Origin of the sequence: Pseudomonas sp. NPDC089406 (genome assembly GCF_044900265.1) — a bacterium.
GTDB lineage: Bacteria > Pseudomonadota > Gammaproteobacteria > Pseudomonadales > Pseudomonadaceae > Aquipseudomonas > Aquipseudomonas fakonensis.
Genome location: NZ_JBJDNC010000006.1, coordinates 192,796 through 213,103, shown reverse-complemented (window position 1 = coordinate 213,103; position 20,308 = coordinate 192,796). Strand labels below are relative to the sequence as shown.

Annotated in this window: 18 protein-coding genes; 5 read left to right on the top strand and 13 right to left on the bottom strand. The window is 65.6% G+C overall.

Features of this window, described 5'->3' with window-relative positions; all coding sequences use genetic code 11:
• Positions 1-155 precede the first annotated feature (155 nt).
• The 4 genes from ACI2KK_RS06775 to ACI2KK_RS06760 form a co-directional block, all read right to left on the bottom strand.
• Entirely contained in the window at positions 156-1,043 is an 888-nt protein-coding gene (locus ACI2KK_RS06775; RefSeq protein WP_404668351.1) for an alpha/beta hydrolase, read from the bottom strand.
• 68 nt (positions 1,044-1,111) lie between these two features.
• A complete protein-coding gene (locus ACI2KK_RS06770) occupies positions 1,112-3,340 on the bottom strand; it encodes a TonB-dependent siderophore receptor (protein WP_404668350.1) in 2,229 nt (742 codons plus the stop codon).
• Positions 3,341-3,415: 75 nt separating this feature from the next.
• Positions 3,416-4,762, bottom strand: coding sequence for a histidine kinase sensor domain-containing protein (locus ACI2KK_RS06765; protein WP_404668349.1), 1,347 nt, complete (start codon positions 4,760-4,762; stop codon positions 3,416-3,418).
• On the bottom strand, positions 4,762-5,454 hold the full coding sequence (locus ACI2KK_RS06760) for a response regulator transcription factor (protein ID WP_404668348.1): 693 nt from the start codon (positions 5,452-5,454) through the stop codon (positions 4,762-4,764). The genes ACI2KK_RS06765 and ACI2KK_RS06760 overlap by 1 nt, the downstream gene beginning before the upstream one ends.
• Positions 5,455-5,926: 472 nt before the next feature.
• On the opposite strand from ACI2KK_RS06760, the gene ACI2KK_RS06755 reads away from it, so the two are divergent.
• Entirely contained in the window at positions 5,927-6,121 is a 195-nt protein-coding gene (locus tag ACI2KK_RS06755) for a hypothetical protein (RefSeq protein WP_404668347.1), read from the top strand.
• Between the two features lie 263 nt (positions 6,122-6,384).
• Here the strand turns inward: ACI2KK_RS06755 and ACI2KK_RS06750 are convergent, their stop codons facing one another.
• From ACI2KK_RS06750 to ACI2KK_RS06710, 9 genes are all read right to left on the bottom strand, one after another.
• Positions 6,385-7,086 carry a helix-turn-helix transcriptional regulator gene (locus ACI2KK_RS06750; RefSeq protein ID WP_404668346.1) on the bottom strand — a complete coding sequence of 234 codons (702 nt, stop codon included), beginning with the start codon at positions 7,084-7,086 and terminating at the stop codon, positions 6,385-6,387.
• A gap of 161 nt (positions 7,087-7,247) precedes the next feature.
• On the bottom strand, positions 7,248-7,775 hold the full coding sequence (ppa, locus tag ACI2KK_RS06745; RefSeq protein ID WP_003255365.1) for an inorganic diphosphatase: 528 nt from the start codon (positions 7,773-7,775) through the stop codon (positions 7,248-7,250).
• Positions 7,776-7,868: 93 nt separating this feature from the next.
• Positions 7,869-8,684, bottom strand: coding sequence for a zinc-dependent peptidase (locus tag ACI2KK_RS06740; protein WP_404668345.1), 816 nt, complete (start codon positions 8,682-8,684; stop codon positions 7,869-7,871).
• A gap of 7 nt (positions 8,685-8,691) precedes the next feature.
• The gene (locus ACI2KK_RS06735) at positions 8,692-9,339 is read right to left on the bottom strand and encodes a DedA family protein (protein WP_217841597.1); all 648 of its coding nucleotides are present in this window, start codon (positions 9,337-9,339) and stop codon (positions 8,692-8,694) included.
• Between the two features lie 273 nt (positions 9,340-9,612).
• Positions 9,613-10,071 (bottom strand): GNAT family N-acetyltransferase, encoded by a 459-nt coding sequence (locus tag ACI2KK_RS06730; protein WP_404668344.1) that lies wholly within the window; start codon positions 10,069-10,071, stop codon positions 9,613-9,615.
• Positions 10,072-10,181: 110 nt separating this feature from the next.
• Positions 10,182-11,000, bottom strand: a complete 819-nt coding sequence (gene eutC / locus ACI2KK_RS06725) for an ethanolamine ammonia-lyase subunit EutC (RefSeq protein ID WP_404668343.1) — start codon at positions 10,998-11,000, stop codon at positions 10,182-10,184.
• A gap of 8 nt (positions 11,001-11,008) precedes the next feature.
• Positions 11,009-12,403, bottom strand: a complete 1,395-nt coding sequence (locus tag ACI2KK_RS06720; RefSeq protein ID WP_404668342.1) for an ethanolamine ammonia-lyase subunit EutB — start codon at positions 12,401-12,403, stop codon at positions 11,009-11,011.
• 49 nt (positions 12,404-12,452) lie between these two features.
• The gene (eat, locus tag ACI2KK_RS06715) at positions 12,453-13,901 is read right to left on the bottom strand and encodes an ethanolamine permease (protein ID WP_404668341.1); all 1,449 of its coding nucleotides are present in this window, start codon (positions 13,899-13,901) and stop codon (positions 12,453-12,455) included.
• 193 nt (positions 13,902-14,094) lie between these two features.
• A complete protein-coding gene (locus tag ACI2KK_RS06710; RefSeq protein WP_404668340.1) occupies positions 14,095-15,615 on the bottom strand; it encodes an aldehyde dehydrogenase family protein in 1,521 nt (506 codons plus the stop codon).
• 266 nt (positions 15,616-15,881) lie between these two features.
• On the opposite strand from ACI2KK_RS06710, the gene ACI2KK_RS06705 reads away from it, so the two are divergent.
• From ACI2KK_RS06705 to ACI2KK_RS06690, 4 genes are all read left to right on the top strand, one after another.
• Positions 15,882-17,861, top strand: coding sequence for a sigma-54-dependent Fis family transcriptional regulator (locus ACI2KK_RS06705; RefSeq protein WP_404668339.1), 1,980 nt, complete (start codon positions 15,882-15,884; stop codon positions 17,859-17,861).
• 66 nt (positions 17,862-17,927) lie between these two features.
• On the top strand, positions 17,928-19,277 hold the full coding sequence (mpl, locus tag ACI2KK_RS06700; RefSeq protein ID WP_217887566.1) for a UDP-N-acetylmuramate:L-alanyl-gamma-D-glutamyl-meso-diaminopimelate ligase: 1,350 nt from the start codon (positions 17,928-17,930) through the stop codon (positions 19,275-19,277).
• Entirely contained in the window at positions 19,274-19,903 is a 630-nt protein-coding gene (gene ubiX / locus ACI2KK_RS06695; protein WP_217887567.1) for a flavin prenyltransferase UbiX, read from the top strand. The genes mpl and ubiX overlap by 4 nt, the downstream gene beginning before the upstream one ends.
• Complete coding sequence (locus ACI2KK_RS06690; RefSeq protein ID WP_217841606.1) at positions 19,900-20,187, top strand: YceK/YidQ family lipoprotein; 288 nt, start codon at positions 19,900-19,902, stop codon at positions 20,185-20,187. Before ubiX ends, ACI2KK_RS06690 begins: the two co-directional genes overlap by 4 nt.
• Positions 20,188-20,308 lie beyond the last annotated feature (121 nt).

The window sequence follows — 20,308 nt, the reverse complement described above, 5'->3', positions numbered from 1 at the left end:
CCTGTAGGAGCCGGCTTGCCGGCGATCACCGGCACAGCCGGTGCCAGCATTCGCCTGTGCCGGCCCTATCGCCGGCAAGCCGGCTCCTACAGGGGACGCGCTAGATTTTAGAAATTGAGCAAGACAGTTGCTCCTACGCTGTATTCCCTATGCGACTACTGCGACAGGGTGTCGAGCACATGCGCCAGCGAGGCCGGCAGCATCGGGCCGTGGCCCAGCCCGGCAAAATGCTGGTAGCGCACGTCCAGGCCGTCGACCTTGGCCAGCCTGGCCACCAGCTCGCGTATTGGCTTGTCGCTGTCCGGGCCGGGGGCGACGCGCGGGTTGGACGGTTCGTCATCACCGCGCATCAACAGCAGGCGCGGGCGGCTGGCGCCGAGCCGCTGGCCAAGGCCGGGCAGCTCGCGGTCGATGGCGCCGTCATGCCACCACAGCGATGGGCTGGCCGCTGCATAGTTGCTGAACATGCCCGGGCGGGTGAACAAGGTGTGAAGTACTGCCAGGCCACCGTAGGAGTGCCCCCACAAGGTCTGGCGTTGTGGGTCCACTGGTGCGACGCCAGCCACCAGCGGGCGCATGCGCTGTTGCAGCAGGTCAAGGAAGGCATCCACGCCACCGCTCGGTTGGCCGGTCAGCGGGTCGCGCTGTTCGGCAAGGCCAGGCACTGACGGGGTGTAGTCAAAGGTGCGGGCGCCGCGTTCGATACGCTGCTCGCTCTGGTAACCGATGGCAACCAGCAGCGGTGCCTGGCCGGCGGCGAGCTGGCGCAGTTGCCGGGCCTGCAAGGCGCCGATGGCGGCGTTGCCGTCGAGCATCCACAGCACCGGGTAACCAGCGGCTGGCGCCGGGCGCTCGGGTTTGCCGACCCACAGGCGGTAATGGCGCTGGCCATCGGCCGAGTCCAGGTCGATGTGGCTGAAGTGGTAGGGCAGGTCCTGGCGTTGCAGCAGCGTTGTGTCCATCTGCTGTTCAGGCTGCGGCTGGGCATGGGCGCTGGCGGCCAACGCCAGCGCCAAGGCCAGGCCGAGGGCGATCTTGTTCATCAGGGGTTCTCGTCGTGCCGTCCGTTACAACGCCGCCGCGCCGTGGTTCGCGGCGCGGCGGCGGGGCCTCAGAACGAGGCGGTGAGGCTGGTGTAGAGGGTGCGGCCGGGTTCGTTGTAGGTGGCCGCGCCGGCACCTTCGATATTGTTCACACCTTGGGCGTTGCCGGCCCGGTACAGGCGTTTGTCGAACAGGTTGTCGACCCCGGCGGTGACGCTCAGGTTCTTGCTGATGGCGTAGGTGCCGCTGGCACCGACCAGTGCGTAGGGCGCCAACTGGTCGTTGGCCGAGCCGGTCACACGGTCGCCGTGGTAATCGTACTTTTTCGGCTTTTGCTTGCCGTACCAGGCCACGCTCAGTTGCAGCGACAGGTCGTCGGTGGCTTGCCAGTCGAGCATCGAGTTGAGGGTGTAGGCCGGGGTCACCGACAGGGTGTCGCCGGTCTCCTTGTTTTTCGACTGCAGCATGTAGGTGAGGTTGTTGCTCCACTTCAGCTGCTCGTTCAGCGGGATGGTCAGGGTGCCTTCCAGGCCCTCGACCAGCGCCTTGGGGATGTTCTCCCACTGGTAGATCGCAGCGTTGGCATAGCTGCCGGTACCGCCGGTGGCGTTGCCGATTTTGCTCAGGCCCGAGTCGATCTTGTTCTTGTAGTCGTTGCGGAAGTACGTAAGCCCCGCCACCCAGCCGTCACGCTGGAATTCGATGCCCAGTTCCTTGTTGATGCTGGTCTCGGCCTTGAGGTTTTCGTTGCCTTGCAGGTAGCAGCTGGTGCTCTGCCCATAGCAGCCCTGGCCGCGGCTGTAGAGCAGGTAGTCGGGGTTCAGTTGATACAGGTTCGGCGCCTTGTAGGCCCGGGCGATACCGGCCTTGAGGGTGAGGCTGTCGGTCAGCGCGTGGGACAGGTTGAGCGACGGGCTCCAGTTGTCGCCGACGATGCTGTGGTGGTCGAAGCGCAGCGCCGGGGTGAGCATGGTGCCGGGCAGCAGCTCGATGTTGTCCTCGGCGAACAGCGAGAAGATCTGCGCCTGGGAGGTGGTACTGCGGTTGGAGCTGGTCAGGCCGGCAACGCTACCGCCCTCGCTGGTGGTCTGGGTGTTGGCGCTGGGGTCGTCGAGTTTTTGCTGGCTCCATTCGCTGCCCAGGGTCAGGGTCTGGTCGCGCCAGGCGTGCAGCGGCAGGTTGAGTTCGCCGTGGGCGGTGAGGTCGCGCAGGGTCGAGGTGTAGAAGTCGCTGCTGCTGAAAATGCCCTCGGTGCCGCCGGCCAGGCCTTCGTTGATGCGGCTGTTGCGGGTCTTGGCGTATTGCAGGTAGGCCATCGAGCTGCCGAAGTCCCAGTCGCCACGGTGGGTGATGGCGTAGTTCTCGCGGTACATGATGTTGGTTTCGCGGCCCAGCATGTTCTTCACGGTGCTGTTGGAGTTGGTGTTTTGCGTATCGCCGCTGTAGATGTTGCCCTGGCGGCTGAAGCCGGCCTCGAAGTCCAGGGTCTGCTGCGGGGTCAGGTGCCAGCTGAGCAGGCCGTTGACGTCCTTGTTGCGCACGCCCTCGCGGCCGGCCGGCAGGGTGCCGACCTGGTTGCCGGTACGCGCCGATTCATGGCCCTGGTTGATGTCGGCATCGTCCGCGTCGGTCTTGGCGAGGTTGCCGTACACCCGGTAGCTGAGGCTATCGGTGAGCGGGCCGTTGAGGCCGAAGCTCACACGCTTGCTGGCGCCTTCGTCACCATGCTGCGGGAAGTTCTGGTACACCGTCATGTTGCCGTGGGTCTGGCTGCCGGCCTGCTTGGTGATGATGTTGATCACCCCACCCATGGCCCCCGAGCCATAGCGCGCAGCGGCCGGGCCGCGGATCACCTCGATGCGCTCGACCTGGTCGGCCGGCACCCAGTTGGTGTCGCCACGGCTGTCGCGCTCGCCGCGCCAGCCGTAGCGCACGGCGTTGCGGCTGGCCACCGGTTTGCCGTCGACCAGAATCAGGGTGTTTTCCGGGCCCATGCCACGGATGTCGATTTGCCGGTTGTTGCCACGCTGGCCGCTGGTGGAGTTGCCGGTGAGGTTGACCCCCGGCATGCTGCGGATGATCTGCGACAGGTCGTTGGCCGGCGGGCGCTTCTTGATGTCTTCGGCGGTGATCACCGACACGCCCGGCGCCTGCTTGGTCTCTTCCAGTGCGGTGGCCACCACGTTCTGGCTTTCCAGTTCGATCGGTTCGGGCTGGTTGGCGGCCTGCACGGCGCTGGCCAGCAGGCAGCTGGACAGCAGCAGGAAGGGGGCGAAGGGGAGCGGGCGGGGCGACATGTGGGATCTCCGGCATGGCGGGCTGAATTCAAGAGATCACAGATGGTAATTACTCTTATTTGAGAGTAAAGCGCATTAACTTTCTAAACACTTCTCGCTTGCCGGCAGCAGCAGGTGCTGCACCAGCCCGGGGTTGGCGTTGCTCGCCCACAGCCTGCCGCCTTGCAGCTCGACGCCGCGCCGGGCGATGGCCAGGCCCAGGCCAAAACCCGCGCCGCTGTTTGGCAGGCGCCGGTAGGGCTGGAAGATCTGCTCCAGTTCATCTTCGGGCACGCCGGGGCCCTGGTCGCGCAGGCACAGGTGCCAGTGTTCGCCTTCGCGCCAGCCGTCCAGCATCACCTGGCCTGCGGGCGGCGAATGGCGGATAGCGTTGCGCAGCAGGTTCTCCAGGGCCTGGGCCAGGCTGTCCAGGTGCGCTTGCACCACGCAGTCGATGCCCAGGGTGCAGGGCAGGCGCTCGGCGGCCCAGCCGCTTTCGAAGCAGCAGTCCTGTACCAGCGCCTCCCACACCGACAGCACCTGCACAGGTTCCGTGGGCAGGTGCGGGCGCTCGGTGTCCATCCAGGCAAGGTCCAGGGTGTCCTCCAGCAGCTTTTGCATATCGTCCACCTCGCGCTCCAGGCGTTGGCGCAGTTGCTCCGGCGGCAGCTGGCTGTCGTGGGCGATGCGCAGGCGTGCCAGCGGCGTGCGCAGCTCGTGGGACAGGGTGCGCAGCAGCAGGCGCTGCTGCTCGAGGCTGCGGCGCAGGCGCACGGCCATGTGCTCGAAGGCCTGGGCCAGCTCGCCCAGTTCGTCGTGGCGGGTTTGCAGGGCCAGGCCGGGGCTTTCGAGGTCGTCGGCGCGCAGGGCATCGGCGCGGTCGCGCAGGCGGTTCAGCGGGGCGACCAGGTGGCGGTACAGCGCCAGGCCCAGCAACAGTGCCAGCAGCGCTGGCGCCACGCCGTGGGTGACCACGTGGGTCCAGGGCGTGAGGCCGGTGGGCAGCAGGTGTTCGGGCAACTGGATCACCAGGCGGCCGTCTTGCGGGCGCTCGGGGAACGCGATGCTGACGTAGGGCAGCTCGTCCTGCAGGCGCCGGCTCATCGGCCAGTCGAGCTTGCGCATGAAGGTCAGGCGGCCGGCTTCGTCGGCGCTCAAGGGAGTGGTGCCGAGGCTTTCCAGGCGCGGGCCGACCACGGCCACCCAGGTGTCTTCTTCACGTTGCAGCTGGTGGCGGAAGGTTTCCACCGCCTCGGCGCCGCCGCTGCGCCAGGCCTGTTCGGCCTGGCCGGCGAAGCGTGCCAGGTAGAGCCGTTCGGCGGGGGCAAGAAAGTACGTACTGCGCTCCACCGACAGGCCCCAGGTCCAGATGATCCAGGTCAGCAGCAGGCAGAAGCACACCTGCAGCAGCGCCAGCTTCCACAGCAGAGGGTGGCGGCGCATCAGGCGTTACCGCTGTCGACCAGGATGTAGCCCTGGCCGCGCACCGCCTGGATTTGCAGGTGCCCGGCGCCGATGGCGGCGAGCTTGCGGCGCAGGTTGCACACATGCACGTCCAGGCCGCGGTCCAGGCGGGTATAGGCCCGGTGCAGCACGCTCTGGTAGAGAAACGCCTTGCTCAGCGCCTCGCCCGGGTGCGCCTGCAGGGTGGCCAGCAGGCGGAACTCCGAGCCGGTCAGCCCGGCGTTGCGGCCCTGGTGGACGACGTCCTGGTTGGTCTCATCGAAGTCCAGTGTGCGGCTGGCCTGTGGCGGGTTGGGGCGCCGGTCCAGCGCTACCCGGCGCAGCAGCGCGTCAACCCGAGCATCCAGTTCGGCCAGGCTGAATGGCTTGGGCAGGTAGTCGTCGGCGCCACGGGTGAAGCCGCTGATGCGGTCCTGTTCGGCGCCGAGGGCCGACATCAGCATCACCGGCACCGCCTGGTGGCGGCGCAACTCGTCGAGCAAGGTCAGGCCGTCGATGCCCGGCAGCATGATGTCGAGCAGGATCAGGTCGAATTGACCCTGGGGCAGGGCGGCCAAGGCTTGGGTGCCGTTCTCGCAGGCTTGCACGCTGAAGCCGCGGCGCTGGAAGTGGTGCAAGAGGTCTTGGCGCAGGCTGGGGTCGTCTTCGGCGAGGAGGAGCTTGAAGGGCACGGAGGGGAGGCCTTGAATGGGAATGCATTGCAAATGCGAATAATCTCACTTGAGGGTGGCGGGGGGCAATGGCCAAGGGCTGGCATTTCGTCGCGGGGCATACGGCTGATGGGAGCTCACTTGCCTTCGCAAGCGCATTGCGTGCGGTTGTGGGAGCAATTGTCTTGTGCTGCCTGCACTTGCCTCATCGCCGGCAAGCCGGCTCCTACAGGTGCAGCGCAGGCCTGAGGCTTATTCAATCCATGTGGGAAGCGGCCTTGTGTCGCGATGGGCTGCGCAGCGGCCCCAGGGTCTCAGCCTCATGCGAAAACCGCCGGGGCTGCTGCGCAGCCCATCGCGACACGAGGCCGCTCCTACAAAGGTCTCGTCAGATGACCAGGTGCGCTTGGTTCCACGAGAGGAACTATCAATATTTTGTTGCATTAGCCATCGGGGCGTCAGCGAGGGATGGCGGCTATGCTCCGGAACTTCCGTGATTGAGGACAGCACAATGAAGGCTTCAGATGACAAGCCGGAATGCCGCCCCACGGCACCAGGCGGTGAAAACAAGGCAAGGCAGGGCTTGCGCGATCTTTTGCTGGCAGGAGGAGCATCGGCACCGACTGCCCACGTGGATAATGCCTATTTTGAGGCATTGCGCATGAAGGTGGTGGGCGGGCAGAAATGATCGGGGAGCCTGACCGCCAAGGGCAAACAACAGGCATTAAAAAGCCGGCTTGTGGCCGGCTTTCGGGGACGATCTTGGCTCATTTTTGATAAGCCGCAATCGCCTTAAACGGTTGGCAACATGGCCTGAAAAAGATGGCGGACGACTGTGTGAGGCGTCGCCAGGCCCTCTGGAATGCGGCTTGCACCATCAGAGGGCGTGATGTGCGGCGTAGCATACTAGGGCTTGCCGGGGATGCCCAGCAAAAAGTGGTGCCAGGTGTTTCAGCCCGGGCGCGCAGGACGCAGGCACGACCACCAGAACACCCAGCCGATGATTTCCAGCCGCTGCGCCTTGCGGCGCTGGGCGGTGTAGCGCTCCATCGGGTAGTTGAGGCGGTCGTGGCTGTGCAGGCACAGGGTGCCGTTGTGGCCGTGGCTGAGCTGGTGCACCCGCAGGCGGCCGTTGTGCAGCAGGGCGTAGTACTCGCCCTTGATCACCTGGGTGAAGTTGCGGTCGATGGCCAGCAGCGTGCCCTGGGGCAGCAGCGGGGCCATGTTGTCGGCCGGCATGCCGATGCAGATACAGCGCCCGGCGGCCACGCCGAGGCTGTCCAGCGCCTGCGCAGGTATCGCCTGGTGCAGCCCGGGAACCGGCACAAGCTTGCCCTGGCTGACCTGGTGCAGCGGGATGGGCACCCCGGCCGGCGCCAGGTCGAGCAGGGGCGCGGGCGGCGGCAGCTGGCGGGGTGCCGGGGGGCGTGCCGAAATCAGTGGGTCGGGGTGCTTGGGGCCTTCGCCGGTACGCAGCCAGCGCCGGTGCACGCAGAACAGGTCGGCGAATTCGTCGAGCCGGGCCTGGGGCACGCCACGCTTGAACCAGTTGTTGACGTGCTGGGGCGTGATCTTGCGCTGGGCGGCAAAATCGGAAGGGGTCAGGTTGCACTCCTGCAGGAGCGCTTTGAAGCGGTCACCGGATGTATTCATGCCGGTGAGTCTATCGCCCCGTAATCTGTAGGGAAATGAACCTGATGTAGAGGCGAATTGTGGGAAAAGTCGCCATTTGTAGGTTGTTTCTTAAGGCTTTGTAGGAGCTTTCTTTCGGGCAGAAAAAAGCCCCGCCGAGGCGGGGCTTTACATGGTCAGGCTCAGCCCTTGTAGGCAGCAACCGACTTGGTGATCGCGGCGCGGGCGGCGTCGGCGCCTTCCCAGCCTTCGATCTTGACCCACTTGCCCTTCTCCAGATCCTTGTAGTTGGCGAAGAAGTGCTCGATCTGCTGGATCAGCAGCGCGGGCAGGTCGGTGTATTCCTTCACGTCAACGTACAGCTGGCTCAGCTTGTCGTGCGGTACGGCGATGACCTTGGCGTCGCCGCCGCCGTCGTCGGTCATGTTCAGCACGCCGACCGGGCGGGCGCGGATCACCGAGCCTGGGGCTACCGGGTACGGGGTCACTACCAGCACGTCCAGCGGGTCACCGTCGTCGGCCAGGGTGTTGGGGATGAAGCCGTAGTTGGCCGGGTAGAACATCGGGGTGGCCATGAAACGGTCAACGAACAGGGTGTCGCTGTCCTTGTCGATCTCGTACTTGATCGGCGCGTGGTTGGCCGGGATCTCGATAGCGACGTAGATGTCGTTCGGCAGGTCTTTGCCAGCCGGGATCTTGCTGTAGCTCATTGGGCAGTGCCCCCGTGTTTGATCAAAAAAGTGGCGGCGATTATAGGCACATTCCACCTGTGCATGCCACGCCCGGCCTGATGTGCGGGGCTCTCAGGCGTGCTGCTGGCGGTAGTCGGGGTGCTCGCGTTGCAGGCGTGCCAGACGGGCCAGCGGGTCCTGGCGGTAGAACAGCGCCAGTTGCTGGTAGACCTTTGGATAAGCCTCGTGCAAAAGGTCAGGGGCGCTGAAGAAGTACTCGCTGGTGACGGCGAAGAACTCCGCCGGGTTTTCCGCAGCGTAGGGGTCGATGGCGGTTTCAAGGTCGGGGTCGGCGTCGAGCTGGCGGTTAAGGTCGTCATAGGCCTGTTGCATGGCCTCGGCCCAGTCCTGCATGCGCATGCCGGCGTGCAGCGGCGGCAGGCCGTTGGCGTCGCCGTTGAGCATGTCGAGCTTGTGCGCCAGCTCGTGGATCACCAGGTTGTAGGCCTCCCAGCCGCCGCCGGCCAGCACCCCGTCCCAGGCCATGATCACCGGGCCCTGTTGCCAGGCCTCGCCGCTGTGTTCGGCGTCCCACACATGCTCCACGCCGCTGGCGTCGCGGTGGCGCTGTGGGCTCTTGAAGTCGTCGGGGTAGAGGATGATCTCGTGGAAGCCCTGGTACCAGTTCAGCTCGCCCAGGTGCAGCAGCGGCAGTTGCGCCTGGGCCGCCAGCAGCAGGCGCTGGCCGTCGTCCAGGGTGACCCCGGGCAGGGTGGTCAGGTGCTTGTCGTGCAAGAACATCACGCAGGCTTCGCGCAGCCAGCGGTCTTCGTCGTCACTGATGCCGTCCAGCAGCGGCAGCTGCTGGCGCACGGCCTGCCACAGCGGTTCGGCGACCGGGTAACGGGCCAGGGTGCGCCGGCGCCGCCAGGCGCTGAACGACCACATGGTTGGCTTAGTGGGCCTTGGCTGCGCGGCCCAGGCGGCCCCGCAGCAGGCCGAGGATCATCGGCACCAGCGACAGGACGATGATGGCGACCACCATCAGCGACAGGTGCTGCTTGATGAACGGCACGTTGCCGAAGAAGTAGCCGAGGGTTACCAGGCCGCCGACCCACAGCAGCGAGCCGACCACGCTGAAGGTGAGAAAGCGCGGGTAGTGCATGTGGGCAATGCCGGCGACGAACGGTGCGAAGGTACGCAAAATCGGCAGGAAGCGCGCCAGGGTGACGGTCTTGCCGCCATGGCGGGCATAGAACTCGTGGGTACGCTGCAGGTAGTCCTGGCGGAAGATCTTCGACTTGGGGTTGCTGAACAGCCGCTCGCCGGCAGTGCGCCCGATCACGTAGTTGGTGCTGTCGCCCAGAATGGCCGCGGCCATCAGCAGGCCTGCCAGCAGTACCGGGTCCATGCCGCCGCCGGCCGCTACGGCGCCGGCGATGAACAGCAGCGAGTCGCCGGGCAGGAACGGCATCACCACCAGGCCGGTTTCGCAGAAGATCACGGTGAACAGGATGGCGTAGATCCAGGGGCCGTAGTTGGTGACCAGCAGATCGAGGTAGGCATCGAGATGCAGGATGAGGTCCAGCGGGTTGAAATCCATGTACAGCACCTGTGTTCTTGACCCGCTTCTACGGGCGCGCGATGACGGACGGCGTCTTGGGCGTGGGCAGGTTCACCTGCTAAAGAGGTAACTTTTCACACATGACTGGAGGGGGATTATACGGCGAAGCGGGGAAAGTGCCCGGGGAGTTTGTAGCGGGGGGTTACCAGGCTGCCTCGGTCGAAAGCGACCCTGTGGGAGCGGGCTTGCCCCGCGATGGCCCGAATGGCCTCATCGCGGGGCAAGCCCGCTCCCACAAGGTCGATGCATCAGTTATTCCAGGCTGATTGGCAACACGTAGTTCTCGAACTCGGTGTCCTTGCGAAAACCGATCGACTCGTAGGTCTTGCGCGCCACCTCGTTACCACTGCTGGTGGACACGCGCATGCGCACGGCGTTGGTTTCGCGGGCCATCTTCTTGGCCTCGCGCATCAGGTGGTCGGCCACCAGCATGCGCCGCGAATCTTCGGCCACGTAGATGTCGTTGAGAATCCACACGCGCTTGAGCGACAGCGACGAAAAACTCGGGTACAGCTGGCAGAAACCCAGCAGCTTGTTGTCGTCGTCCAGCGGTATGGCCAGGTAGATCACCGACTCGCCGCGCTTCAGGCGTTTTTCCAGAAAGGTGCGCGAGGTGTCCGGGTAAGGCAGTTCGCCGTAGAACTCGCGGTACTTCACGAACAGCGGAGTGAGCAGGTCGAGGTGTTCCAGGGTTGCCTTGATGATGCGCATGGGCGGGCCTCTGAGTCCATTGAGGGGATACGGCGGATTGCCAGCAGCGTTCAATCCGCATGCTGCCTAAAGCTGGCTACAAGCGCAATCCACCCTCCGTTACAGGTTTCTTACCCTTTACCGAGCAGGAAGTTGCCGTTTTTGCTGACCGACCCTTCGCTTTCAAGGCTATGCACCTCGGCTTCGTCCTTCAGATTCACCCCCGACAACTGGCGCCTGCAGGCCTCGCGCATCAGGTACAACAGGCGATGGGCGGCCATGCCGTAGCTCAGGCCCTCCAGGCGCACGTTGGAGATGCAGTTGCGGTAGGCGTCGGTCAGGCCGACCTTGGGCGCGTAGGTGAAGTACAGCCCCAGGCTGTCAGGCGAGCTGAGCCCGGGGCGTTCGCCGATCAGCATCACGGTCATGCGTGCGCCCAGCAACTCGCCAACCTCGTCGGCCACCGCCACCCGGCCTTGCTCCACCAGCACCACCGGGGCGCTGCTCCAGCCGTCGGCTGCAGCCTGTTCCTCGAAGCGCGCCAGAAACGGCAGGGTGTGGCGGTGCACGGCCAGCGCCGACAGGCCGTCGGCGACGACGATGGCCAAATCGACGCCGCCGGGGTTGGCCTGCACATGCTCGCGCAATTGCTGCGCCGAATCGTCATGCAGACGCCGGCCCAGGTCGGGGCGTTGCAGGTACTGGTGGCGGTCGCTGGCGGCGCTGTGCAGCAGCAGGCTGTCGCGGCCACGCTCGTGCAGTTGCTGGCGAATACTCACGTGGTCGAACGGCAGGTGCACGGCATCGCGGGCCTGGGCGTGGGCGTACTGGAAGTCCAGCTGCGCGCCGGTGGGCAGGCTGATGCCGGTGCGGCCCAGGGCGATGCGCGCAGGGGTCAGGTTGCGCAAGGCCAGCCAGGGGTTGTCGGTGCTCGGTGTGTGTCGGTCCATGGTCGTCCCTATGCCAGCTGTGCCAGGGCCTGGCGGAAGGCCGGCGGCAGGTTGTCGCCGAAGCGGATGCGCCCGTCGGCCTGGGTGAAGATGCCGGTGCGCGCAAGCCAGGCCTCGAATTCCGGCCCCGGGCGCAGGCCCAGGGTCTGGCGGGCGTACAGCGCGTCGTGGAACGAGGTGGTCTGGTAGTTGAGCATGATGTCGTCGGAGCCGGGGATACCCATGATGAAGTTGATCCCGGCCACCCCCAGCAGGGTCAGCAGGGTGTCCATGTCGTCCTGGTCGGCTTCGGCGTGGTTGGTGTAGCAGATGTCGCAGCCCATGGGCACGCCCAGCAGCTTGCCGCAGAAGTGGTCCTCGAGGCCTGCGCGGATGATCTGCTTGCCGTTGTACAGGTATTCCGGGCCGATGAAGCCGACCACGGTATTGACCAGAAACGGCTTGAAGTGCCGGGCCACGGCGTAGGCGCGGGTTTCGCAGGTTTGCTGGTCGACGCCGTGGTGGGCGTTGGCCGACAGCGCGCTGCCCTGGCCGGTCTCGAAATACATCAGGTTGTGCCCGGCCGTGCCGCGCTTGAGCGAAAGGCCGGCCTCGTAGCCCTCTTGCAGCACGTTGAGGTTGATGCCAAAGCCTGCATTGGCCGCCTCGGTGCCGGCTATGGATTGGAACACCAGGTCCAGCGGCACGCCACGGTTGATCGCCTCGATCGAGGTGGTGACGTGGGTCAGCACGCAGGCCTGGGTGGGGATGTCGTAGCGCTGGATGATGGCATCGAGCATCTCCAGCAGGGCGCAGATCGACGAAATGCTGTCGGTGGCCGGGTTGATGCCGATCATCGCGTCGCCGTTGCCGTACAGCAGGCCGTCGAGAATGCTGGCGGCGATGCCGGCCGGCTCGTCGGTGGGGTGGTTGGGTTGCAGGCGGGTCGAAAGCCGCCCGCGCAGGCCCATGGTGCCGCGAAACGCCGTGACCACGCGGATCTTCTGCGCCACCAGCACCAGGTCCTGCACGCGCATGATCTTTGACACCGCTGCGGCCATTTCCGGGGTCAGGCCGGGGGCCAGGGCGCGCAGGCTGAGTTCGTCGGCCTGTTCGCTGAGCAGCCAGTCGCGCAGGCCGCCGACGGTCAGGTGGCTGACCGGAGCGAAGGCTGCCAGGTCATGGGTGTCGACGATCAGCCGGGTGACTTCGTCTTGTTCATAAGGGATCAGCGCTTCGTTCAAAAAATGCTTGAGGGGTATGTCGGCCAGGGCCATCTGCGCCGCCACCCGCTCGCCATCGTTGCTGGCGGCAACGCCGGCCAGGTAGTCGCCGGAGCGCGCCGGGCTGGCCTTGGCCATCACCTCTTTGAGGCTGTCGAAGCGGTAGAGCTGGTTGCCCACGGTGTGTACGAAAACTGCCATACAGAATCTCCAGGGCGCCGCAGGGCTGGCCTGCGGCGTAAGTCTGCGATCAGTGCAGGGCCTCTTCGGCCTTCTGGATCGCGGCGAATTCCTCTTCCGGGGTGCCGGCCACCAGGTGATGACGGCTGTAGAAGGCGAAGTAGGCAATCAGCACGCCGTAAATCACTGCCGCGCCAATCACTACCCGCGGGTCTACCAAAAAGCCCGCCACCACGGCGATGCAGGCCAGCACCAGGGCCACGCCCGAGGTGAACACGCCACCGGGAGTGCGATACGGGCGCTCCATCTTCGGCCGGCGGATGCGCAGGGTGATGTGCGCGGCCATCATCAGCACATAGGACAGCGTAGCGCCGAATACCGCCACCAGGATGAGCAGGTCGCCCTGGCCGGTCAGCGACAGGGCAAAACCGATGATGCCGGGGATCACCAGGGCCAGCACCGGGGCCTTGCTCTTGTTGGTTTCAGACAGCTTGCGTGGCAGGTAGCCGGCGCGCGACAGGGCGAAGATCTGCCGCGAATAGGCGTAGATGATCGAGAAGAAGCTGGCGATCAGGCCGGCCAGGCCCACCAGGTTGACGAAGCCGCCCATCCAGGTGGAGCCGCCGTAGGCTTTGGACAGCGCCTCGACCAGCGGGTTGCCCGAGGCCTTCAGCGCTTCGGCGCCAGCGCCACCGGGGCCGACCACCAGAATCAGCAGGGCGAAGGCCAGCAGTACCAGCATCGCGCCGATCAGGCCGCGCGGCAGGTCACGCTTGGGGTTCTTGGTTTCTTCGGCGGCCAGTGGCACGCCCTCGACGGCGAGGAAGAACCAGATGGCGTAGGGGATCGCAGCCCACACGCCGACGTAGCCGAACGGCAGGAAGCTGCTTGCACCAACGGCGTCGGTCTTGGCGATGTCGAACAGGTTGGCTGCATCGAAATGGGGCACCATGCCGATCAGGAATACCGCCAGGGCGATGGCGGCAACGGCGGTGATGATGAACATCAGCTTCAGCGCCTCACCCACCCCGAAGATGTGGATGCCGATGAACACGATGTAGAACACCAGGTAAATCATCCAGCCGCCGATGCCGAACAGCGACTGGCAGTAGGCGCCGATGAACACGGCGATGGCCGCCGGGGCGATGGCGTACTCGATCAGGATCGCAGTGCCGGTAAGAAACCCGCCCCAGGGCCCGAAGGCGCTGCGGGCAAAGCCGTAGCCGCCGCCGGCGGTGGGGATCATCGAAGACAGCTCGGCCAGCGAGAAGCACATGCACAGGTACATGGTGGCCATCAGCAGGGTGGCGAGGAACATGCCGCCCCAGCCTCCCTGGGCCAGGCCGAAGTTCCAGCCGGCGTAGTCGCCGGAGATCACGTAGGCCACACCCAGGCCCACCAGCAGCACCCAGCCTGCGGCGCCTTTTTTCAGTTCACGTTGCTGGAAGTAGTCGGAACCGACTTTTTCGAAATCGACGGAGGAGCTTGCCGGCGCGCCGGCGGAATGATCGCTTGGCATGGATTCACCTGTTTTTTTTCTTGGTGGCCCGTCCGGGCCGTGGTGATTGTTTTGCAGGAAGCGAGCCAGAGCGGTTGGGGCACGTGAACCGCTGTGGTTTATGTGTGGCTGTGGCGGCCTCATCGCCGGCAAGCCGGCTCCTACAGATTGTGCGCAAGGTTCATGTAGGAGCCGGCTTGCCGGCGATAGCGGTTTAGAAGAAGCCCAACGGGTTGATGTCGTAGCTCACCAGCAGGTTCTTGGTCTGCTGGTAGTGGTCGAGCATCATCTTGTGGGTTTCACGGCCGACGCCGGACTTCTTGTAGCCACCGAACGCGGCATGTGCCGGGTACAGGTGGTAGCAGTTGGTCCACACGCGGCCGGCCTTGATACCGCGGCCCATGCGGTAGGCGCGGTTGATGTCGCGGGTCCACACACCGGCGCCCAGGCCGAACTCGGTGTCGTTGGCAATCGCCAGGGCTTCGGCTTCATCCTTGAATGTGGTGACGCTGACCACCGGGCCGAAGATCTCTTCCTGGAACACGCGCATCTTGTTGTTGCCCTTGAGCAGGGTCGGCTGGATGTAATAACCCGTGGCCAGCGAGCCTTCGAGCTGCTCCACCTTGCCACCAGTCAGCAGCTCTGCACCTTCTTCCTGGGCAATTTTCAAGTACGACTGGATCTTCTCGAACTGCTGCTGCGAGGCCTGGGCGCCGACCATGGTGTCGGTGTCCAGCGGGTCGCCGCGCTTGATCTGCAGCACCTTCTTCATCACCACTTCCATGAACTGCGGGTAGATCGACTCCTGTACCAGCGCCCGCGACGGGCAGGTGCACACCTCGCCCTGGTTGAAGAACGCCAGCACCATGCCTTCGGCGGCCTTGTCGATGAAGCTGGGCTCGGCCTGCATGATGTCTTCGAAGTACACGTTCGGCGACTTGCCGCCCAGCTCGACGGTGGACGGGATGATGTTCTCGGCGGCGCACTTCATGATGTGTGAGCCCACCGGGGTGGAGCCGGTGAAGGCGATCTTGGCGATGCGCTTGCTGGTGGCCAGCGCTTCACCGGCCTCGCGGCCATAGCCCTGGACCACGTTGAGCACGCCCTTGGGCAGCAGGTCGCCGATCAGCTCCAGCAGTACGGTAATGCCCAGCGGGGTTTGCTCGGCCGGCTTGAGCACCACGCAGTTGCCGGCAGCCAGGGCCGGGGCGAGCTTCCAGGCGGCCATCAGCAGCGGGAAGTTCCACGGGATGATCTGCCCGACCACGCCCAGCGGCTCGTGAATGTGGTAGGCCACGGTGGTGTCGTTGATTTCGGCGGCGCCGCCTTCCTGGGCGCGAATGCAGCCGGCGAAGTAGCGGAAGTGGTCTACCGCCAGCGGAATGTCGGCGTTGAGGGTTTCGCGGATCGGCTTGCCGTTGTCCCAGGTTTCGGTGATGGCCAGCAGTTCAAGGTTCTGCTCGATGCGGTCGGCGATGCGCAGCAGCACGTTGGAGCGGTCCTGCACCGAGGTGCGGCCCCAGGCGTCGGCGGCGGCGTGGGCGGCATCCAGGGCCTTGTCGATGTCTTCGGCGGTGGAGCGGGGGAACTCGGCGATCAGCTTGCCGTTGACCGGGGAGGTGTTCTCGAAATACTGCCCCTTCACCGGCGCCACGAACTCACCACCGATGTAGTTGCCGTAGCGGCTCTTGAAGTTGACCTTCGCGCCTTCGGTGCCGGGATGTGCATAACGCATGATGTGTCTCCTGGTCGTTGTGATTGTTGCGGAGTTTCAAAGCGTAGAGCAAAGGTCGGGCCAGCGCCTGGAGGCCCTTGCCAATCAATGACTTGGGTCATTTGTTCAGGGGCCGGCGCGGGGTGCTGTACCGCAGGCGGCACAGCCTGGGTGACACTTTGTACCGCTTCTGGCACAACCGGTGACTCGGCGGTCAGAGCAGCATTGCAAAGCATGGGCGCCTGGAGGATGCTGGCGGCACGTGTCATCTGCGGAGAACAACAAAAATGCAGAGCAACCCGTTCAGCCGCCATGCCCAGCAAGTGCTGACCGTTGCCCACGGCCAGGCCAGCGGGCCGGGCAGCGACCCTTCGATTGCCCGCTCCTGGTTGCGTTGCCTGGAGGACTACCACCTCGACCCGGCCCGCGCCCAGGCCCCGGTGGTGCTGGAGCACGGCCGCCTGCTGGAGAGTCGCGAAGGCCTGCGCCAGGTGCTGCAGATCGCCGACCACGAGATGAACAGCCTGCACCAGCAGTTGTCCGGTGCCGGGCATGCGGTGCTGCTCACCGATGCCCGCGGGGTGATCCTCAATTGCGTCACCGCTCCCAGCGAGCGGCGCATCTTCGAGCGCGCCGGCCTGTGGCTGGGCGCCGACTGGAGCGAGGCCCGCGAGGGCACCAACGGCATCGGCACCTGCCTGGTGGAGCGCCAGGCCCTGACCATTCACCAGGACGAGCATTTTCGCGGGCGCCATACCGGCCTGACCTGCTCGGCCAGCCCGGTGTTCGACCCCCATGGTGAGCTGCTGGCGGTGCTCGACGTGTCGTCGGCGCGCCCGGACGTGTCACGCCAGAGCCAGTTCCACACCATGGCGCTGGTCAACCTGTCGGCGAAAATGATCGAAAGCTGCTACTTCCTGCGCCACTTCGAGCAGCAGTGGCTGCTGCGTTTTCACCTGCAGGCCGAGTCGGTCGGGCTGTTCAGCGAGGGGCTGCTGGCCTTCGATGGCGACGGGCGCATCTGCGCCGCCAACCAGGGCGCGCTGAACCTGCTGGGGGCTATTCGCGGCGGGGTGTTGGGCAAACCGGTGGAGATGTTCTTCGCCTGCAAGCATGACGAATTGTTCAGCCGCGCCACACCACAAGGCAGCGCGGCCTGGCCGCTGCATACCCGCGACGGGCGCCAGGTGTTCGCCAGCCTGCGCGGCCAGGCGCGTACGCCGGTATGGTCGGTGGCCCTGGCGCAATCGCCGCGCGAGGCCGAGCCCGGCATCTGCCTGCTCGACCCGGCCTTGCAGCAGGAGTTTCGCCGGGCGGTGCGGGTGTTCGAGCGTGATGTGCCGTTGCTGCTGCGCGGCGAGACCGGTTGCGGCAAGGAGGCCTTCGCCCAGGCCGTGCACCAGGCCAGCGCGCGCCGGCACAAGCCGTTCGTGGCTATCAACTGCGCGTCGATCCCCGAAAGCCTGATCGAGAGCGAGCTGTTCGGTTACCGCGGTGGCAGCTTTACCGGCGCGCGCAAGGAGGGCATGCGCGGCAAGCTGCTGCAGGCCGATGGCGGTACCTTGCTGCTGGACGAGATCGGCGACATGCCGCTGACGCTGCAGACCCGCCTGCTGCGGGTGCTGGAAGAGCGCCAGGTGGTGCCCATTGGCGGCGAGCCGCAGGCGGTGGATGTGCGCATCGTCAGTGCCACCCACCGGGACCTTTTGGAGCGGGTGGCGCAGGGCACTTTCCGCGAAGACCTTTATTACCGGCTCAATGGCCTGGAAGTGGCGCTGCCGGCGGTGCGCGAGCGCAGCGACAAGGGTCCGTTGCTGGACTTTTTGCTGCGCCAGGAGGCGCAGGGCCAGCCGGTGGCTCTGGAGCCTGGTGCCCGCCAGGCACTGCTGGATTTTGCCTGGCCGGGCAACGTGCGGCAGATGCGCAACGTGCTGCGCACCTTGGTGGCGTTGTGTGATGAAGGCCGGGTCGAGTATCAGGACCTGCCCGCGATTGTTCGCAGCGGCGCAATCCCTGTAGGAGCGGCCTTGTGTCGCGAAAGGGGCGCGCAGCGGCCCCAGGATCATGACGACAGCGCAGATATCGCCGGGGCTGCTGCGCAGCCCTTTCGCGACACAAGGCCGCTCCTACATGCCGAGCGTGATGCTCTGCTCGCTGTGCTGGAAGCAAAACGCTGGCACCTGACCCAGGTCGCCGAGCACCTGGGCATCAGCCGCAACACCCTGTATCGGAAACTGCGCAAACACGGCATCGCCAGGGCTGGCTGAGCGAAACAGCGGGTGCGATTTCCCTCGCCCTGGGCTACCCTGCCTCGAAGTTTTGCGAGGTCGACCATGCACATTCACATTCTCGGTATCTGCGGCACTTTCATGGGCTCGCTGGCGGTGCTGGCCAAGGAACTTGGCCACCGCGTCACGGGCTCCGACGCCAACGTCTATCCCCCCATGAGCACCCAGCTCGAAGCCCAGGGCATCGAGCTGACCCAAGGCTATGACCCGGCGCAACTGGAGCCGGCTCCGGATCTGGTGGTGATCGGCAACGCCATGTCGCGGGGCAACCCGGCGGTGGAGTACGTGCTGAACAAGGGCCTGCCTTATGTGTCCGGCCCGCAGTGGCTGGCCGACCATGTGCTGCAGGGCCGTTGGGTGCTGGCAGTGGCCGGTACCCACGGCAAGACCACCACCAGCAGCATGCTGGCCTGGGTGCTGGAACACGCCGGCATGAGCCCGGGCTTTTTGATCGGCGGCGTGCCGCAGAACTTCTCGGTATCTGCCCGCCTTGGCGATACGCCGTTCTTCGTGGTCGAGGCCGACGAGTACGACAGCGCGTTCTTCGACAAGCGCTCCAAGTTCGTTCACTACCACCCGCGCACCGCGATCCTCAACAACCTTGAGTTCGACCACGCCGACATCTTCCCCGACCTTGCGTCCATCGAGCGTCAGTTCCACCACCTGGTGCGTACCATCCCCAGCGAAGGCCTGGTCATCCACCCGACCACCGAAGCTGCGCTGGAGCGGGTCATCGGCATGGGCTGCTGGACCCCGGTGCAAACCACAGGTGCCGGCGGCCAGTGGCAGGCGCGCCTGCTCAGCCCCGACGGCTCGCGCTTCGAGGTCTTGTTCGAAGGTGTTGCCCAAGGCGTGGTGGACTGGGCCCTGACCGGTCAGCACAACGTTGCCAACGCCCTGGCCACCTTGGCCGCCGCGCGCCACGTCGGCGTGGTGCCGGCCATGGCGATCGATGGCCTGAGCGCGTTCAAGAGCGTCAAGCGGCGCATGGAGAAGGTCGCCGAAGTGCAGGGCGTGACCATCTATGACGATTTCGCCCACCACCCGACCGCCATTGCCACCACCCTCGACGGCCTGCGCAAGCGCGTCGGCGAGGCGCCGGTGATCGCCGTCATCGAGCCGCGCTCCAACTCCATGAAGCTCGGCGCGCACCGCGACGGCCTGCCAGAAAGCGTCAACGACGCCGACCAGGTGATCTGGTACGCACCGCCCAACCTGGGCTGGGACCTGGCCGGCACGGCGGCCGAATGCAAGGTGCCGAGCGTGGTTGCCGACAGCCTCGAGGCGATCATCGAGCGCATCAAGGGCCAGGCGCGCCCGGGCACCCATGTGGTGATCATGAGCAACGGTGGCTTCGGCGGCCTGCACGGCAAGCTGGCCGAGGCGCTGAAGTGAGCGGCCCGGAACGCATCACCCTGGCCATGACCGGCGCCTCGGGGGCGCAGTATGGCCTGCGTTTGCTCGACTGCCTGGTGCGCGAGGACCGCGAGGTGCACTTTCTGATCTCCAAGGCCGCGCAACTGGTGATGGCCACCGAGACCGACGTGGTGCTGCCGGCCAAGCCCCAGGCGATGCAGGCGTTTCTGACCGAGTACACCGGCGCTGCCGACGGGCAGATCCGCGTGTATGGCAAGGAAGACTGGATGTCGCCGGTGGCCTCGGGCTCCGGCGCGCCGGCGGCAATGGTGGTGGTACCGTGTTCCACCGGCACGCTGTCGGCCATTGCCACCGGTGCCTGCAACAACCTGATCGAACGTGCCGCCGACGTCACCTTGAAAGAGCGTCGCCAGTTGATCCTGGTACCGCGCGAGGCGCCGTTGTCGACCATTCACCTGGAGAACATGCTCAAGCTGTCGCAGATGGGCGCGGTGATGCTGCCGGCGGCGCCGGGGTTCTATCACCAGCCGCAGACCATCGATGACCTGGTGGACTTCGTGGTGGCGCGCATTCTCAACCTGCTGAACATCCCCCAGGACATGCTGCCGCGCTGGGGTGAGCATCACTACGGGGTCGATGATTGAAACGGCTGCTGGTGGGGCTGCTGGTGCTGGGTGCGCTCGGCGGTTGCGCCACGGTGCGCACGCTGGATGCGAACAAGCCCGGGGCGCCGGTGGTGTATGCCGGTACGCGCCTGGATTTGTACGTGATGAACGGTGGGTGCTGCCCGCTGGATCGCTTTGGTGCCGAGGCGCCGGCGTACCCGCGGTTGGACCTGCCGGGGAGCGCGTTACTCGATACGCTGCTGCTGCCGTTGTCTTTGCTGACGGCGGCGGGGGTGGGGTTCAACGCGACCGGTGGGTTGTAGGTGAGATAAGCCGCTTGCTCAGTACCCTGTAGGAGCGGCCTTGTGCCGCGAAAGGGCTGCGCAGCAGCCCCGGCAGTCTTGCATGATGCATAAATCTCGGGGCTGCTACGCAGCCCTTTCG

Coding starts and splice junctions, on each gene's coding strand:
- ACI2KK_RS06705 (WP_404668339.1), top strand. CDS start 15,882: ATGCAGAGCAACCCGTTCAGCCGCCATGCCCAGCAAGTGCTGACCGTT.
- ACI2KK_RS06740 (WP_404668345.1), bottom strand. CDS start 8,684: ATGTGGTCGTTCAGCGCCTGGCGGCGCCGGCGCACCCTGGCCCGTTAC.
- ppa (WP_003255365.1), bottom strand. CDS start 7,775: ATGAGCTACAGCAAGATCCCGGCTGGCAAAGACCTGCCGAACGACATC.
- ACI2KK_RS06770 (WP_404668350.1), bottom strand. CDS start 3,340: ATGTCGCCCCGCCCGCTCCCCTTCGCCCCCTTCCTGCTGCTGTCCAGC.
- ACI2KK_RS06730 (WP_404668344.1), bottom strand. CDS start 10,071: ATGCGCATCATCAAGGCAACCCTGGAACACCTCGACCTGCTCACTCCG.
- ACI2KK_RS06710 (WP_404668340.1), bottom strand. CDS start 15,615: ATGCGTTATGCACATCCCGGCACCGAAGGCGCGAAGGTCAACTTCAAG.
- mpl (WP_217887566.1), top strand. CDS start 17,928: ATGCACATTCACATTCTCGGTATCTGCGGCACTTTCATGGGCTCGCTG.
- ACI2KK_RS06765 (WP_404668349.1), bottom strand. CDS start 4,762: ATGCGCCGCCACCCTCTGCTGTGGAAGCTGGCGCTGCTGCAGGTGTGC.
- ACI2KK_RS06735 (WP_217841597.1), bottom strand. CDS start 9,339: ATGGATTTCAACCCGCTGGACCTCATCCTGCATCTCGATGCCTACCTC.
- eat (WP_404668341.1), bottom strand. CDS start 13,901: ATGCCAAGCGATCATTCCGCCGGCGCGCCGGCAAGCTCCTCCGTCGAT.
- eutC (WP_404668343.1), bottom strand. CDS start 11,000: ATGGACCGACACACACCGAGCACCGACAACCCCTGGCTGGCCTTGCGC.
- ACI2KK_RS06775 (WP_404668351.1), bottom strand. CDS start 1,043: ATGAACAAGATCGCCCTCGGCCTGGCCTTGGCGCTGGCGTTGGCCGCC.
- ACI2KK_RS06720 (WP_404668342.1), bottom strand. CDS start 12,403: ATGGCAGTTTTCGTACACACCGTGGGCAACCAGCTCTACCGCTTCGAC.
- ACI2KK_RS06750 (WP_404668346.1), bottom strand. CDS start 7,086: ATGAATACATCCGGTGACCGCTTCAAAGCGCTCCTGCAGGAGTGCAAC.